This is a genomic window from Xanthomonas sp. NCPPB 1062 (genome assembly GCF_041481705.2).
GTDB classification, from domain to species: domain Bacteria; phylum Pseudomonadota; class Gammaproteobacteria; order Xanthomonadales; family Xanthomonadaceae; genus Xanthomonas; species Xanthomonas euvesicatoria.
This window is the reverse complement of the sequence record NZ_CM192987.1, coordinates 3842716-3858950: the sequence shown is the minus strand read 5'-3', so window position 1 is coordinate 3858950 and position 16235 is coordinate 3842716. Positions and strand designations below refer to the sequence as shown.

The 16235-nt window shown below is 66.3% G+C and carries 9 protein-coding genes; 5 read left to right on the top strand and 4 right to left on the bottom strand.

Translation table 11 applies throughout. The features are described from left to right. Positions 1–47: 47 nt before the first annotated feature. Positions 48–2693 (bottom strand): hybrid sensor histidine kinase/response regulator, encoded by a 2646-nt coding sequence (locus tag ACCQ16_RS16555; RefSeq protein ID WP_277569891.1) that lies wholly within the window; start codon positions 2691–2693, stop codon positions 48–50. 328 nt (positions 2694–3021) lie between these two features. Then, positions 3022–4194 carry an OprO/OprP family phosphate-selective porin gene (locus tag ACCQ16_RS16550; RefSeq protein ID WP_372380028.1) on the bottom strand — a complete coding sequence of 391 codons (1173 nt, stop codon included), beginning with the start codon at positions 4192–4194 and terminating at the stop codon, positions 3022–3024. 283 nt (positions 4195–4477) lie between these two features. On the opposite strand from ACCQ16_RS16550, the gene ACCQ16_RS16545 reads away from it, so the two are divergent. After that, positions 4478–5851: a dicarboxylate/amino acid:cation symporter gene (locus tag ACCQ16_RS16545; RefSeq protein WP_003483384.1), complete on the top strand. Its 1374-nt coding sequence runs from the start codon at positions 4478–4480 to the stop codon at positions 5849–5851. Between the two features lie 196 nt (positions 5852–6047). Further along, positions 6048–8357: an NADP-dependent malic enzyme gene (locus ACCQ16_RS16540; protein ID WP_008573671.1), complete on the top strand. Its 2310-nt coding sequence runs from the start codon at positions 6048–6050 to the stop codon at positions 8355–8357. A 365-nt stretch (positions 8358–8722) separates the two neighbouring features. Here ACCQ16_RS16540 and ACCQ16_RS16535 read toward each other — a convergent pair whose 3' ends face one another. Continuing rightward, on the bottom strand, positions 8723–12085 hold the full coding sequence (locus tag ACCQ16_RS16535) for a GH92 family glycosyl hydrolase (RefSeq protein WP_277572494.1): 3363 nt from the start codon (positions 12083–12085) through the stop codon (positions 8723–8725). 314 nt (positions 12086–12399) lie between these two features. On the opposite strand from ACCQ16_RS16535, the gene ACCQ16_RS16530 reads away from it, so the two are divergent. From ACCQ16_RS16530 to ACCQ16_RS16520, 3 genes are read left to right on the top strand one after another with little or no spacing between them, the layout of a single operon-like run. Next, entirely contained in the window at positions 12400–12597 is a 198-nt protein-coding gene (locus tag ACCQ16_RS16530) for a zinc-finger domain-containing protein (protein ID WP_008573675.1), read from the top strand. Between the two features lie 10 nt (positions 12598–12607). After that, the gene (locus ACCQ16_RS16525) at positions 12608–13720 is read left to right on the top strand and encodes a glycosyltransferase (RefSeq protein WP_122272360.1); all 1113 of its coding nucleotides are present in this window, start codon (positions 12608–12610) and stop codon (positions 13718–13720) included. Further along, positions 13701–15032, top strand: a complete 1332-nt coding sequence (locus tag ACCQ16_RS16520; RefSeq protein WP_277569889.1) for an O-antigen ligase family protein — start codon at positions 13701–13703, stop codon at positions 15030–15032. Before ACCQ16_RS16525 ends, ACCQ16_RS16520 begins: the two co-directional genes overlap by 20 nt. Before the next feature lie 92 nt (positions 15033–15124). Here the strand turns inward: ACCQ16_RS16520 and ACCQ16_RS16515 are convergent, their stop codons facing one another. Beyond that, positions 15125–16045 carry an LpxL/LpxP family Kdo(2)-lipid IV(A) lauroyl/palmitoleoyl acyltransferase gene (locus ACCQ16_RS16515; RefSeq protein WP_008573681.1) on the bottom strand — a complete coding sequence of 307 codons (921 nt, stop codon included), beginning with the start codon at positions 16043–16045 and terminating at the stop codon, positions 15125–15127. Positions 16046–16235 lie beyond the last annotated feature (190 nt).

The window sequence follows — 16235 nt, the reverse complement described above, 5'->3', positions numbered from 1 at the left end:
TGCCGGTCTTGGGCGCGTGAGAGCAAGCAGGCAGCGCTGGCAGCGCGCTACCCGCGCCGCATCAACATCTGCGTCACCAGCGCACGCAAGGCAGGCGGGCGGACCGGTTTGGACAAAAATCCCCAACCCAGATCCAGCGCATGCTCGCGCAGGACAGGGTCGGGTTCTGCGGTGACCAGGATCACCCGTGGCTCGCGTTGCCAGCGTTCCACCAACTGCGACAGCAGCATGGGGCCGTGGTGTGCGCCCATGCGCACATCCAGCAGCAGCAGTTCCGGCACCTCCTCGGCATTGGCCGCGCTCAATGCCTCATCCGGGCCGCCGGCGAAATCCACCCGGCATTCCCAGCGTTCCAGCAGCGTGCGGGTGGCTTCGCACACCAATGGCTCATCGTCCACGCACCATACCCGGCAGCCGTGCAGGATGGGGTCGTTGCCGTGTTCGGCAGTGCTGGCCGGCGCTGGCAGTTGCCGTGCGATGGCGGTGCGATCGCCCAGCGGGACAGTCACCGAAAACACGCTGCCGGCGCCCAGGGTGGAACGCAGCCCGATGCGATGGCCGAGCAGACGGCCGATGCGCTCGACGATGGCCAGGCCCAGGCCTGCGCCGCGATCGTTGGCCACGCCGTCGTCCAGGCGGCGGAATTCTTCGAAGATTTCGTGTTGCAAGGCGTCGGGGATGCCGGGGCCCTGGTCGTGCACTTCGATACGCAGCCAGCCGCCACGGCGACGGCAGCCGATCAGCACGCGCCCGCGCGGCGTGTAGCGGATGGCGTTGGACAGAAAGTTCTGCAGGATGCGGCGCAGCAGGTTTTCATCGCTCAATACCACCGCCGAGGTCGGCACCGATTCCAGTACCAGCCCGCGGTCTTCGGCCAGGATGCCGAAGTCGCGCGCCAGGGTGTCCAGCAAGGGCGCAAGCGCAAAGTCGCGCACCTGGGTCTTCAGGCTGCCCGCTTCCAGGCGCGAGATGTCGAGCAGGCTGTTGAGGATGGCGTCCTGCGCAGCCAGCGCACCGTCGATGTTGTCGACCACGCGTGCGCTGCCAGCCTCGCGCACTTGCCCGCGCAGCACCGAGACGAACATGCGCGCGGCGTTGAGGGGCTGCAGCAGGTCGTGCACCGCCGAGGCGACGAAGCGGGTCTTGTAGCGGTTGGCGCTTTCGGCTTCGCGCTTGGCCGCCGCCAGGTCGCGGGTGCGCTCGGCCACGCGGTGTTCCAGCGCGTCGGCCAGCGAACGCAGTTCGCGTGCGGCGTTCTTGTAGCTGGTGATGTCGGCGTAACTGGTGACAAAGCCGCCATCGGGCAGCGGATTGCCGCGGATTTCCAGCACGGTGCCGTCTTCTTTTTCGCTCTCGCGCATATGCGGCTTGCCGCTGCGCAAATGATTCAGGCGCCGCTCGATCGCCGCCTCGATCGGCCCCGGCCCCAGCAGGCCGCGGCGTGCATTGAAGCGGAACAGGTCTTCGATCGGGCGGCCGATCTTGAGCAGTTCCGGCGGGAACCGGAATAGCTCCACATAGCGCGAATTCCACGCCACCAGGTTGAGCGCCTCGTCGATCACCACCACGCCTTGCGGCAGATGTTCCAGGCTGCGGCTCAGGCCGGCATTGGCCTGCTGCGCGGCGGTCACCACGCCGTCCTGGGCCGTGCGCAGTTCTTCGGCGTGTTGCTGCAGCAAGGTTTCCAGTTCGTGCCGGCTGCGCTGGCGTAACGCCGACAGCCGCCGCCGTTGCTGCACGAACAACCACAGCAGTGCCAAGGCCAGCCACGCGCCGGCGGCGGCAATCGCCGCGGCGCGGCCGGCAGCGGCGCTGGCACGGGTGTCGTGCAGCAGATGCAGGCGCCAGCCGCTTTCGGGCACTTCCAGGGTCTGCCACAGCACCTGCGCACCGAGCGGCGGGTCGCGCACGTCGGCCAGCACGCCGCCGTACCCGGTCTGCTCGATCAGCCGGCGCCGCAGCGGCAGCAATTTCTGGTCGGCGTACTGGCGGGTGCTCTGCAGTTCGCGGCGATCGCGGTCGCTGAGCGGCGCCAGCACGCGGTAGCGCCACTCCGGCTGGCTGGCCAGAAACACCACGTCGTGCGCGTCCGACGCCAGCACGATATCCGGGGTCTGCAGCCACTCGCGCTCCAGCGCAGCCAGCGCGATCTTGATCACCACCACGCCCTGCACCCGGCCGGCGCCATCGACAATGGCCTGCGACAGGAAATAGCCTGGCTCGCTGGTGGTCATGCCGATGCCGTAGAAGCTGCCGCTGCCGGTGGCCAGCGCCTGCTGGTAATACGGGCGGAAGGCGTAATCCACGCCCACGTTGCTCCGTGGCGCCCGCCAGTTGCTGGCGGCCAGTGCCACGCCGTCATGGTTGATCAAGGTCAGCGTGGACGACTGCGTGACATTGTTGGCGCGTTCGAGCTTGCGGTTGAGCGCATCCACCTGTGCCGGCGACAGCGGGCCGGACACGGCCGCGCGCAACTCCGGGTCCAGCGCCAGAATCTGCGGCAACGTGCGATAGCGGTCCACGCGCTGCTGCAGCGCCTGCGCGTAGAGCCGCAGCTGGCGGCGCACGGTGGCGCTTTCATCGTGCAGCGCGCTCTGTTCGACGAAGTGCCCGGCCGCCACCATGGCCACCACCATCCCGCCCAGCACGATGGACAAGGTGAGCAGCAGGCGACGGCGTTGCGATGCGTACATGGGCGCAAGTATGCGGTCTGCTGCCGGATCGCGTAGCCATCAGCGCGTAACGGCCAACAAGAAACGGTTGCGCTCACCTCCAGACAGACGCAGCCGGCGCTCGGTGCCGCATGTGCCACGCGTCGACGACGGTTCCGGGCGCTCGGCCCGCAGGTGCCTGGCGGCTGCTCGCGATCTGTGTCAGCCGCTCTGATCGCACGCTGGGCAAGCGCCGAATACGACAACGGCCGCACCCGGGATGGATGCGGCCGTGTCGAATGCCTGTGGCGGTGCGATGCGGCGGCGCGTCGGCGCGAATCGCCGGCGCGCTGCTTTTGCTCAGTGCAGCTTAGAACTGCACCTGCGCACGCAGTTCCATCACGTGCGGGGTTTCATGCACGCCATTGCGCGAGGAATCCACCCAGCTGTAGTTGGCCTGGAACTTGAAGTGGCTGGTGAGGTACCAGTTGGCGCCGATGGTGGTGTCGTGCTGACGGCCGCCATGCACATTGTTGTCTTCCAGGTTCAGGCGGCTGTAGCGGGCGGTCAGCTCGACCGCGCCGTAGTCGTGCGACGGCTTGATGTTGCCCGGCACGCCGCCGGCATAGCTGCGCGATTCGCCGGTCAGCGTCCAGGTGCCGTAGACGTACTGGCCCTGGGCGATGAAGTGCGGCTGGTTCTCGTTGCGCGCCACTTCGGCACGCAGGGCTTCGCTCTGCAGCGAGAACGGGCCATGGATCCAGACCGCTTCCAGGCCGGTGCGGATCACATGGTCCACATCGAGGATGGTGCCGGTATCGATCAGGCGCACATCGGTCAGGCCGGCTTCCGGGCGCGCACGCAGGCGCACACGCGGGCTGAACGACACGCCGCGGCCGTCGCTGTAACCGCGCGGGTTTTCGATCGAGCCGGCGATGCCCAGGTGCAGCACGTCGCCTTCGGCCTTCATCGGGGTCCATGCCGCGTGCACGGCCTGGGTGGTGCCCGGGTTGTCGCCCTGCAGATCCTTGCCGCCGTACGCGCCGGCCTGCAGCAGGTACTGCTGACGTTCCAGCGTCCATTCCGCGCCGGTACGGCGCCCCTGGAACACCGCCTGGATCGGCAGGCCCAGTTCCATGAAGCTGCCCGCACGCGAGCTCTGCACCGCTTCCAGGCCCACCGGCACCTTCATGTAGCCCAGGCGCACGCGGCCGTAATCCTGGCCGAACAGGGCCTTGGTCTCGAACCGGTAGAACACGTCCAGCCACAGCTTGGACTCGAAGTCGTAGTACACCATGGCGTCGTAGACGCCCTTCTTCTTGATGGTGGCGCCGAATTCCTTGCGGCGGAAGTCGTTGCGGTCTTCCAGGCGGTCGTCGCCGGAGAAGTTGTTGTCGTCGTAGGCGTAGTTGCCGGTCAGGCCAAGCTCGGTGCCGTCACCGAAGGTGTACTTGGTCGGCCAGTTTTCGATCGAGATGGCTGCATTGGCAGCGGCGGGGACGATGGCAGCAGCCAACGCCAGGACAAGCAGATTGAGGCGCATAGGTATGGTCTTCGGCAATGAAAAGGGGCCGGGCGTCCTGCCATGGCGGTCGCAATGAATGTCTTCAGCAAGCGCGCAGGGTCCGGACGACGGCAGCACAGAAACGGTGTCTGCGTTAAACGGAATTAACGGCCGGCGGCGGCGCGGCTGAAGTGTAAGCCCACGTTCAGCCGCTGGACATGGGGTAGTACCAATGGGCTATCGGCCGGGGCTGTGACGTGCGGCCAGAATGCGTGCAACGGGTGCCTGCTCGGCACCCTCTCTCGTCTCTCGGAGTGGTGTCATGCACATCAGCAAGCCTGCCGGCCCCCTGCCGGCATCCGTCCCCTTCTATCGCCAACTGTATTTTCAGGTGGTGGTGGCGATCGTTCTCGGTGCCCTGCTGGGCCATTTCGAGCCCGCCTTCGCCGAAAGCCTCAAGCCGCTGGGCGACGCGTTCATCAAGCTGGTGAAGATGATCATCGCCCCGGTGATCTTTCTGACCATCGTCACCGGCATCGCCGGCATGACTCATCTCAAGACGGTGGGCCGGGTGTTCGGCAAGGCGATGGCCTACTTCCTGTTCTTTTCCACCTTGGCCCTGGTGGTCGGTTTGGTGGTCGCTCATGTGGTGCAGCCCGGCGCCGGCATGAACATCAATCCGGCCGATCTGGACCAGAGTGCGGTCAAGAGCTACGTCGAGAAGTCGCATGACCTGACCCTGGTCGGCTTCCTGATGGACATCATCCCCAACTCGCTGATCGGCGCGTTCACCGGCGATCAGGTCGTCAACGGCAAGCTGACCGGGCCGAACATCCTGCAGGTGCTGTTCGTGGCGGTGCTGTTCGGCGTGTCGCTGGCGCTGGTGGGCGAGCGCGGCAAGCCGGTGCTGAACCTGCTGGAAGCGCTGATCGCCCCGGTGTTCAAGCTGGTACACATCCTGATGCGTGCCGCCCCGATCGGTGCCTTCGGCGCCATCGCCTTCACCATCGGCAAGTACGGCGTGGAGTCGCTGGTCAACCTGGCCTGGCTGGTGGGTTCGTTTTATCTGACATCCCTGCTGTTCGTGCTGGTGATCCTGGGGCTGGTGAGCCGGCTGTGCGGGTTTTCGGTCCTCAAGCTGATCCGCTACCTGAAGGCCGAGCTGCTGCTGGTGCTGGGCACGTCCTCGTCGGAGTCGGCGTTGCCGTCGCTGATGGAGAAAATGGAAAAGGCCGGCTGCGAGAAGTCGGTGGTGGGCCTGGTGGTGCCAACCGGGTACTCGTTCAATCTGGACGGCACCAACATCTACATGACGCTGGCGGCGCTGTTCATCGCCCAGGCCACCAATACCGAACTGACCCTGGGCCACCAGATCGCACTGCTGGCCGTGGCGATGCTCAGCTCCAAGGGAGCGGCCGGCGTCACCGGTGCCGGCTTCATCACCCTGGCCGCCACGCTGGCCGTGGTGCCTGAAGTGCCGGTGGCCGGCATGGCGCTGATTCTGGGCGTGGACCGTTTCATGAGCGAATGCCGCTCGCTGACCAACTTCATCGGCAACGCGGTGGCCACCGTGGTGGTCTCGCGCTGGGAAAACGCCCTGGACCGCGACCGGCTCAAGCTGGTGCTGGACGGCGGCGAACCGCCGCTGCTGGCCCCGGTCGGCCAACCCGGCGTGGCACCTGCCAGCCTGCGTTGATGCTTCCTACGGCCCTGTCTTCCGTCGGTGTTAGCGACGGGATGCAGGGCCGTTCTTGTTTGGCTTCCACGCCGGCTGCGCCGCCCACCACGCCGCATCCGTGATTTCCCTGCCGCGCTGACAGCTGCGCGACAGGCCCTTGTTCAGGCAGGAGGGTAGAATTCAGCCTCCTGCGCCTTCGAGAACCACACCACCGATGTCCACCGACGACTTCAAACAGGCCGCCCTCGACTACCACCGCCAGCAGCCGGCCGGCAAGATCAAGGTCACCGCGACCAAGCCGATGCTGACCCAGCGCGATCTGTCGCTAGCGTATTCGCCGGGCGTGGCGTTCGCCTGCGAGGCCATCGTCGAAGATGCCACCCAGGCCAGCGAGCTTACTGCGCGCGGCAATTTGGTGGCGGTCATCACCAACGGCACGGCGGTGCTGGGCCTGGGCAACATCGGCCCGCTGGCCTCCAAGCCGGTGATGGAAGGCAAGGGCGTGCTGTTTCAGAAGTTCGCCGGCATCGACGTGTTCGATATCGAAATCAACGAGAACGACCCGGACAAGCTGGTGGACATCATCGCCAGCCTGGAGCCGACCTTCGGCGGCATCAACCTGGAAGACATCAAGGCGCCGGAATGCTTCATCGTCGAGCGCAAGCTGCGCGAGCGCATGAACATCCCGGTGTTCCATGACGACCAGCATGGCACCGCGATCATCGTTGGCGCCGCCGTGCTCAACGCGCTGGTGGTCACCGGCAAGAAGATCGAAGAGGTCAAGCTGGCCACCACCGGCATGGGCGCGGCCGGCATTTCCTGCGTGAACATGCTGGTGTCGCTGGGCCTGAAGCCGGAGAACATCCTGGCGCTGGACCGCGATGGCGTGATCCACACCGGCCGCACCGATCTGGACCCGGACAAGCAGCGCTACGCCCGCGATACCGACAAGCGCACCCTGGCCGAAATCGTCGAAGGCGCGGACATCTTCCTGGGCCTGTCGGCCGCCGGCATCCTCAAGCCGGAGATGGTCGCCAGCATGGCGCGCCAGCCGGTGATCTTCGCGCTGGCCAACCCCAATCCGGAAATCACCCCGGAAGTGGCCAAGGCGGTGCGCCCGGATTGCATCATCGGCACCGGTCGGTCGGACTATCCGAACCAGATCAACAACGTGCTGTGCTTCCCGTACCTGTTCCGCGGCGCGCTGGATGTGGGCGCCACCGGCATCAACGAGGAAATGAAGATCGCCTGCGTCAAGGCGATCGCGGCGATGGCGCGGCGCGAGGCCTCCGACCTGGGTGCGGCCTATGGCGGCGAGACCCCGAGCTTCGGCCCCGACTACCTGATTCCGCGTCCGCTGGACCCGCGCCTGCTGGTGGAACTGTCGTCTGCGGTTGCGCAGGCGGCGATGGATTCGGGCGTGGCCACGCGCCCGATCACCGACATGGAGGCCTACCGCGACAAGCTCGGCCAGTTCGTCTACCGCACCAGCCTGATGATGAAGCCGGTCTACGACCGCGCGCGCGCCGACAAGCAGCGCGTGGTGTATGCCGAAGGCGAAGAAGAAGTGGTGCTGCGCGCGGTGCAGAACGTGGTCGACGAAGGCCTGGCCTTCCCGATCCTGATCGGCCGCCCGGACGTGATCGAAGCACGCATCGAACGCATGGGCCTGCGCCTGACCGCCGGCGTGGATTTCGAGATCACCAACATCCTCGACGACCCCCGCTTCAACGATTACTGGCAGTACTACCACGCGCTGACCGAGCGTCGTGGCGTGACCGTCACCGCGGCCAAGGAGTTGATGCGCTCGCGCCCGACCCTGATCGCGGCAGTGATGGTGGCGCGCGGCGAAGCCGACGCGATGCTGTCCGGCGTGGTTGGCCGCTTCCACAAGAAGCTGGGCTACGCGCGCAGCGTGATCCCGCTGGAACCGCGGGTGAGCTCCACCTCGGCGATGACCGGCGTGATCAACCAGCTCGGCGTGTTCTTCTTCCTGGACACCCACGTGCAGGAAGACCCCACGGTGGAGCAGGTGGTGGAAGCCACATTGCAGGCCGCGTACCGCCTCAAGCTGTTCGGCATCGAGCCGAATATCGCGCTGCTGTCGCACTCCAACTTCGGCAGCCACGACTCGCGCGATGCGCTGAAGATGCGCCAGGTGCGCGAGGCACTGCTCAAGCGCAAGCCCGAGCTCAACATCGACGGCGAAATGCAGGGCGACACCGCCTGGGACGAGGCGCTACGCAAGCAGATCATGCCCAACAGCACCTTGAAGGGCCGCGCCAACCTGTTCGTGTTGCCGAACCTGGAAGCGGCCAACATCGCCTACAACCTGGTGCGCGTGTTCACCGATGGCGTGGCGATCGGCCCGATCCTGATGGGCATCTCCAAGCCGGTGCATATCCTCACCACCAGCGCCACCTCGCGCCGGGTGATGAACATGACCGCCATCGCAGCGGTGGATGCGCAGATCCGCAGGCAGCGCGATGCGGAAAAGGCGGCAGCCGACAAGGGCACCGACTGACTCGAGATGTTCAGACTTGCCAGGTGTCCAAGACTTGGCCGAGTGCTGCTTGATTTGAAGCAGCAAGCGCTCGGCCGGCAAGACAACGGCCGAGAAGTGTCTTCCTCGATAGGGTGTTGCAAGGCGCCCAGGCACTTGGAGCGGCTAACAAAACGTAGCGCAGTAGTTTTGTTAGCTGCTCTTAGTCCCCAGTCTGCAGCAATAACCCACAAGCCCCTCTCCCCGCGGGAGAGGGGTTGGGGTGAGGGTACGGCCTACCCTTGGCAGCGACTCAGCGTCGACCATCCAAAACGTTGACGAGCGACGCAAACAGCAGGCGTCGCGGGGCGTCATCATCCCAGCGATCACGCCCAAAACCTCAGTCCTCAGCGCCCATCCGGCACCGCACCCAGTAACTCGATCTCCGCCACCTGTGCACGCGCGGGCGCGGTCCAATGCAGCCGATACTCCGCATACGAACCGGGCGTCGCGATCCGGAACGGGCGCGTTTGAAGCGGCCATTGAAAACGCTCCTCGCGGCGCGTATCGACGACGCGCCACGTGCCTCCTGCAGTGCGTGCTTCCAGCGTCCACGCGGCCGACGCAATCGCAGCGTCGCCGCTGGTCACGGTGTAAAGCATGGCCTCACCGCGATCAAGACCGCTCAACGTCAGCACCGTGGCGGGCGACACCGCGCTCGCGCTGCCCGCATCGTCGTCATGCAAAGCCGTCAGCGCGCGACCATCGGCCTGCGTCACGCGTGCGCTGGCACCCAGCAGGTCACGCAACGGGGCAGGGCGCTTGCCTGGCGCGGTCAACGACGGCGGCACATCCTCTGGTGCGCTGCCCCAGCGCGAGGGCGTGGGCCCCATCTCGAAGTCCAGCGTCGCACCCTTGGCGATCGCCGCATGCGGCAACCAGGTCTTGCGCCATGGCTTGCCGTTGAGCCTGAGCGATTGCACATACACATTTTCCGGCGAATTCTGCGGCGCATTGACCGTCAGCGTACCGCCGCCCGGCAAGCGCACGCGCGCCTGCTTGAACAGCGGCGAGCCGATCACATACTCCGGCGCTCCCATCCGCAACGGATACAACCCCAGCGCAGCGAACAGATACCACGCCGACATCTCGCCATTGTCTTCGTCGCCAGGGTAACCCTGGCCGATCTCGCTACCCAGGTACAGGCGCGCCAGGACTTCGCGCGTAATGCGCTGTGTCTTCCACGGTTGCCCTGCATACAAATACATCCATGGAATGTGGTGCGCAGTCTGGTTGCTGTGCGCGTACATGCCCATGCGCACATCGCGTGCTTCGGTCATCTCGTGAATGGTGTTGCCATACGAGCCTGCAAACTGCGCTTGGGCAGTCTCGGGCGTGGCGAAAAACATGTCCAGCTTGGCGGCCAGTGCCGCGCGGCCACCGTAGAGCGTAGCCAGGCCTTCGCCATCGTGTGGCGCGGTGAATGCAAACGTCCACCCGCTGGATTCGGTGTAATCGTTGCCCCACACGCGTGGATCGTACTGCGCCGCATCCACGCGCCACGTGCCGTCGGGTTTGCGCCCCTGGAAGAAGCCGACCGCCGGGTCGAACAGCGCCGCATACCCGGCTGCGCGGTGGCGAAAATACAGCGCTTCGGTCGCATAGCGCTCGCGCGCTGCGGCAGTGTTGGCCTGGATGGACAACGCCTCGGCCATGTTGGCAATGCCGAAGTCGTTGAGGGCGCCCTCCATCGACCACGACATGCCTTCATGCGTGTCGGTATCGGTATAGCCGCGGAAGGTCGAGCGCGCCATGCCCTTGCGCCCGACATGCCGGTCCGGCGCAACGACCGTGGCGTTCTTCAGTGCAGCGGCGTAGGCCTCGGCCGGGTCGAAGCCTTGCACGCCTTTTCGCCATGCATCAGCAAACGCCACATCCGAGCTGGTGCCCACCATCAGGTCTGCATAACCGGGCGACGACCAGCGCGCAATCCAGCCGCCCGCCCGCGATTGTTCGACAAACCCCTGCACCAGGGCGCCGGCATCATCGGGCGCAAATAGCGCATACGCAGGCCAGGCCGTGCGAAACGTATCCCACAGCCCGTTGTTGACGTACACCCGGCCATCGCGGATCGGTGCGAAGCTGCGCACCGCGCTGCCGTCGATAGTGTCGTCCGACCAGCTGTTCTGGCTGGCGTAGCGCCAATCCGGGGCAGTCGCAGTGCCCACGTTTTCATGCGCCGAGTTCGGATACAGGTACAACCGGTACAGGTTGGAATACAGCGTGGTTGCCTGGTCGGCAGTGGCATCGGGCACTTCGAAGCGCCCCAGCAATGCGTCCCAGGCCTCCTGCGCGCGCGCGGCGACCTGCTCGAAGCTCGCGTCTGCGGCAATTTCTAGTTCCGCATTGTGCTTTGCCTGATCCACCGACATCAGCGAAGTGGCAATGCGCATCTGCACCTGTCGCGTGCTGCCGGCATCGAACTTGATCCATCCGGTCGGGCGGCCAGTGTCGAGCAGGCCGCTGCTGTGCCAGGGCCTGTCGAAGCTGGCATAGACGTACATGCGCGTTGCGCCCGTCGACAAACCGCTGCGCACATCGGTGTAACCGGACAGTGTCTGGGTCGCCGCATCCAGCTTTAGCCTGCCGCGCGCGTCCACGTTGTCGAACAGCAGATTGGCATCGCCCCGCGCCGGGAAGCGAAAACGAAACAGCGCCGCGTGATCGGTGGGTGCGATCTCGGCATGGATGCCGTTGTCCAGTTGCACGGCGTAGCGATAGGGGCGGGCCTGTTCGTCGTCATGCGAAAACCCCAGTGCACGCCTGCTGCGATCGGCGTCCGGCACGCCGGCAGTGAGCGAGGGCATCACCTGAAACGTCTGCCGGTCGCCCATCCACGGGCTCGGTTGATGGCTCAGCGACAGCGCCTGCAGACGCGGGCGATTGTCTGCACCGTTGTGCTCGTTCCAGCGATATAGCCAGGTCAGCGTTCCCGCATCGGTGACCGGCGTCCAGAAGTTGAAACCGTGCGGCACGGCCGTCGCGGGAAAATTATTGCCGCGCGAAAACGTGCCATTGGATTGCGTGCCGCGCGTGGTCAGCACCCGATCCGAGGGCCGCGCCGGCGTTGCCAGCGGCACCTCGGCAATGGCGATATCGTCGATCCACCCGGCAGCGCGCGCGCCCGCAGGCGGCGCCACGTCCAGTTCGATCGCACGCACACGCCGCCCACGCAGCCCGGGCACATCTCCCAACCGCACCTGCTTGCGCGCCCACTGTTGCGGGTACAGCGTCTTCGAATCGCCCTGCGCCTGCGCACCCAATGCCACGCCATGTTGATCGCGCGCTGCGCTGGCAGAGACATGTGTGCCGTCGTCCAGCAGCAGGTCCAGCGAGACATACGTGGATGCCACATGGTCGTTGCCGACACTTTCCGGCAAGACCATCCACGACAGCGTGGTCTGCGTCTGGATCAGCAGATCGGTGGTGAACAACGCGCGTCGCCCACCTGCGCCGTTGCTCGCGTAACGCAGCGCATGCGCTCCGCTGTAGCCGGCATTTGGCTTGGCGGCGTACGGCGCTGCCGGGCCGGCGCCGACGGCAACCTGCACGGCAGTGTCGGTCACCGGCATCGGTGAGGGGTCACCGTCCTCGAACGCGCTTGCAAAGTGCGTGGCGGCCATCGCCGGCAGCGCAGCGAGACAGAACAGGGCAATGGCGATGGTGCGCGACAGACCACGCTTATGCAGCAGGACAACAGGCAAGGTCACGGGGCAGTGTCTCCTTGGGGCACGTAACGGCACGTGCGCTGGGCCGATGTTGCGCCCGGTATGGTTCACGTCGCCGGTTGGCTAAGTGCCGGCTCCCGATGATAGGCGGCATGCGTGGTGCGGTGTCGTTGCGCTGTCGCGCTGCCGATTGGGGGGCGTGCTGCAGAATCGCCGATTCCATAGCGGCCTCGGCGATTGGATTGGCAACTCTTGCAACTCACCCCCGCGCGGGCCTGTACCGCCCGGTCGATGGGCCGATCACCACGCAGGCTGCTAGAATCCGCACTCTGCCTTTGCCTTCCGATCGCACCGCCATGAGCCAGACCGCCACCGCGCCCGCCAATGCCGAAAAGCGTTACACCGTGCACCGCGGCGACCTGCCGCTGAGCTGCCCGACGCCGCAGATGGCGCTGTGGAACTCGCATCCGCGCGTGTACCTGCCGATCGAAGACGAGCCCAACGGCGAAGCCAAGTGCCCGTATTGCGGCGCGCTGTTCGTGCTCGCCGACTGATACTGGCCGGATGCACCGCCTGACCGTGGTGCAACTGCTGCCGGCACTGCAGTCCGGCGGCGTCGAGCGCTCCACCCTGGAAATCGCTGCCGCGCTGGTGCGCGCCGGTCATCGCGCCGTCGTCGTGTCGGCCGGCGGACGCCTGGTGCAGCCGCTGTTGGATGTGGGTGGCGAGCATCTCACCCTGGAGATCGGCCGCAAATCGTTGCTGACGCTGCGGCATGTGATCGGCTTGCGTCGCTTGTTCACCGAACTCGGGGCCGACATCGTGCATGCACGTTCGCGGCTGCCGGCCTGGCTGGGTTGGTACGCGCTGCGCGGCATGCCCGAGGCAACGCGGCCGCGCCTGGTGACCACCGTGCACGGGCTTAATTCGCCTAGCCGCTACAGCGCAGTGATGACCTACGGCGAGCGCGTGATCTGCGTGTCCAAGACGGTGCGCGAATACGTGTGCACGCATTACCCGCAGACCGATCCGGCGCGGCTGCGCACCATTCCGCGTGGGGTGGATATCGCGCAGTTCCCGCGCCGGCTGCAGCCGGACCGCAGTGCCCGTGCATGGGCACAGACGCTGCTGCCCGCTCTGCCGGCCGATGCACCGCTGCTATTGCTGCCGGGCCGCGGCACGCGCCTGAAGGGGCATGCCGATGGCCTGCAGCTGCTCGCCGACATCCGAGCAGCCGGCGTGCCGGCCTTTTTGTGGTTGCCCGGCGCACGCGAGCCCGGGCGCGAGGCATATGTGCGGGAGCTGGAGACAGAAGCGTCGAGGCTGGGCATTGCCGAGGCAATCGCCTTGACCGAGCCCACTGCCCGCATCGCCGAGGCCTATGCGGCCAGCGATCTGGTGCTGCAGCTTTCGCGCAAGCCGGAAGCCTTCGGCCGCACCGTGGTGGAGGCGCTATCGGTCGGCCGTCCGGTGCTGGGCTGGGCACACGGCGGCGTTGGCGAATTGCTGGCCGAGTTGCAGCCCGGTGGTGCGGTCGCCGCTTTCGATGCCCGCGCCTTATGCACGCAGGCGCTGCAGTTGCTGCAGCACGCCCCGGCAGCGCCGGCCGTGATCCCCTACACGTTGCAGGCCATGCAAACGGCCACCCTGAAGGTCTATGACGAACTCCGCCGCTGAGGCCCTCCCGCGGGCGCCCGTGTTGACGCCCGATGCCGGCCGCTGGGCGCCGCTGTGGGTGATCGTGTTCGTGGCGCTATGGCCTACGCCCGGCCTGGCCGAAACGGTGTTGTCGCTGGGTGCGTTGTTCGCGGCGTACCGCCTGTTGCATGCGCGCTTTCGCGGCGGCACGCGCCTGCTCAGCGGCGCAGCCTGGGCACTGACCAGCGTGTTGTTCCTGGCGTACTGGTTGCCGCAGATGCTGTCGGCGTTCGACGCGATGGATGCCGGCCGCGCACTACGCAAGTCGGCCACCGATCTGCGCTACCTGCCGTTCATGTGGTTATGCGCCATCGCCGTGGCCAATGCACAGCGTCGGGGTCGCACCTTTACCGGGCTGGCAGTCATCGGTGGGGTGTGGACGCTGGACGCGTTGCTGCAGGCCGCCTTCGGCACCAGCCCGTTGTTTTTTGGCATCGATCAGATCAAGCAGCTGATCAGCGGCCATGGCCTGTGCACGGTCCAGGAACTGGCGCTGGTGGACCGGTTAAGCGGCGTGCTGGGCCCCTGCAATCTGAAATTCGGGCAGACCCTGGCCAGCCTGTCGCCGTTCCTGTTGCTGGCGTTGGGGCGGCGTCATGTCTTGGCCTGGCTTGTCGGCGCGGCGGCGGTCGGCATTGTGTTGGTCCTGGCCGGCTCGCGCGCGTCGTGGATCACCTATGGCGTGATCATGCTGCTGTCCGGTTGGCAGCTGCTGGGCGGGCGTCGTTTGCTGGCCGCGGCGGTGGTCGGCGCACTGTTGGCCGTGGCGGTGGTGGCGGTGGCGCCACAGGCGCGCGAGCGCATCCAGCGCACTACACTGGCGTTCGGCAATGGCGAACAGGGCGTAGACCAGGCCTTGTCCGGGCGTGCCCAGATCTGGGGCGCGTCGCTGTGCATGATCCGCGCGCATCCGCTCAACGGCGTAGGCGTGCGCGGGTTCCGGCAGGCCTATCCGGCCTGCAATCCGGCACCTGGCCAAGCGCCCGCCTGGGGCGGTGGGCCGGCCTTTCATGCGCATCAGATCGTGCTCGAGATCCTGGCCGAAACCGGCGTGATCGGCTTGCTGCTGTGGCTGGCTGGCGCGGCGCAGGCATGGCGTGCGTGGCGCTACTCAAGCGTGGTGGCACGCGAGCAGGCGCGGCCGGCGATGATTGCGTTGGTGGCCACGGTGTTTCCGTTCAACACCCATCTGGCGTTCTATTCCAGCTTCTGGGGCGGGCTGAGCCTGATGCTGGCCGGGCTGTATGCCGGCGCCTTGCTCAACGACGATGCGGACCGCGCGCCGCAGTAGCGCGGCGCACGCGGTTGATCGGCACTTCCTCCCTTTTGCGAGCTGCGGCGGCAACGCCCACACATGCGTTGCAGGCGTTCGCCGAGCCGGCGTCAGCGATAGAAATCGCTACGTCCGCCCGGTTGGCGCTTGAAGCGCCGATGGATCCACAGGTATTGGTCCGGCGCTTCGCGCACCATGTCTTCGATGGCGGCATTGACCTGCGTGGTATCGGCGATGACGTCATCGGACGGAATGTCGGCCAATGGCGGTGCGATCTTGAGGATGTAACGGCCACCTTCGCGACGATGGAAGTACGGCACGACCGCGCAGCCAGTCAACCGTGCCAGCTGATGCGTGGCGGTAATGGTGGAGGCCGGATGTCCGAAGAACGGCACGAACACGGTGTCCTTGCCGCGCATGTCCTGATCCGGCGCATACCACAGAAAACCGCCGCGCTTGAGATGCTTGATGGTGGCGCGCAGGTCTTCGTTGGCGAACATGTGCGTGGCATAGCGCAAGCGCCCACGCTTGACCGCCCACTCGAACACCGGGTTGCGATGCCTGCGGTACATGCCGGCCAGCGGCACGTGGTCGCATAGCAGGCGCCCGCACATTTCCAGCGTCATGAAGTGGCCGGATACCAGCAACACGCCACGTTTTTGCTGTTGCAGTTGCTGCAGATGCTCCAGGCCCTCGATCTGCACGCCTGGTCGAATGACATCGATGCTGCCCCACCAGGCGCGCGCGAACTCGAACAGGCCCACGCCGAGCGCGTCGAAACTGTCGCGCAACAGCCGCGCCCGCCAGGCATCGTCCTGCTCGGGGAAACACAGTTTCAGGTTGACCTCGGCCGCGCGCCGACGCGTGCCCGCCAGGCGCATGGCAATCCAGCCCACGCCGCGGCCCACGGCACGTTGCAGCGTCCAGGGCAGGCGCCCTGCCACCACCATCACCGCCAGGCCCAGATACATCGGCCAGTGCTTGGGGTTGCGCAGGGAAGGGCGGACGGCGACGTTGGCGGGCTCGGACATGCGTCAATTCTAGAGCGTGTGATGCACTTTGCGATGAGATGCGTTGGCCGTCAGCGGCGCGGTGCCCGCTCCGCGCCGCTGACGGCCAACCCTCCGGGAGCGCCCTGTGGCACACCGATAGTGCGTTGCGCGCCTTGCCCAGGCTGGCCGCCTGGGCAAGGCGCACGCGGTGTCTCGACGCGCCACAGGA

Excerpts from the sequence above, each read along its gene's own strand:
- ACCQ16_RS16555 (WP_277569891.1), bottom strand. The coding sequence starts at position 2,693 with ATGTACGCATCGCAACGCCGTCGCCTGCTGCTCACCTTGTCCATCGTG.
- ACCQ16_RS16550 (WP_372380028.1), bottom strand. The coding sequence starts at position 4,194 with ATGCGCCTCAATCTGCTTGTCCTGGCGTTGGCTGCTGCCATCGTCCCC.
- ACCQ16_RS16545 (WP_003483384.1), top strand. The coding sequence starts at position 4,478 with ATGCACATCAGCAAGCCTGCCGGCCCCCTGCCGGCATCCGTCCCCTTC.
- ACCQ16_RS16540 (WP_008573671.1), top strand. The coding sequence starts at position 6,048 with ATGTCCACCGACGACTTCAAACAGGCCGCCCTCGACTACCACCGCCAG.
- ACCQ16_RS16530 (WP_008573675.1), top strand. The coding sequence starts at position 12,400 with ATGAGCCAGACCGCCACCGCGCCCGCCAATGCCGAAAAGCGTTACACC.
- ACCQ16_RS16525 (WP_122272360.1), top strand. The coding sequence starts at position 12,608 with ATGCACCGCCTGACCGTGGTGCAACTGCTGCCGGCACTGCAGTCCGGC.
- ACCQ16_RS16520 (WP_277569889.1), top strand. The coding sequence starts at position 13,701 with ATGACGAACTCCGCCGCTGAGGCCCTCCCGCGGGCGCCCGTGTTGACG.
- ACCQ16_RS16515 (WP_008573681.1), bottom strand. The coding sequence starts at position 16,045 with ATGTCCGAGCCCGCCAACGTCGCCGTCCGCCCTTCCCTGCGCAACCCC.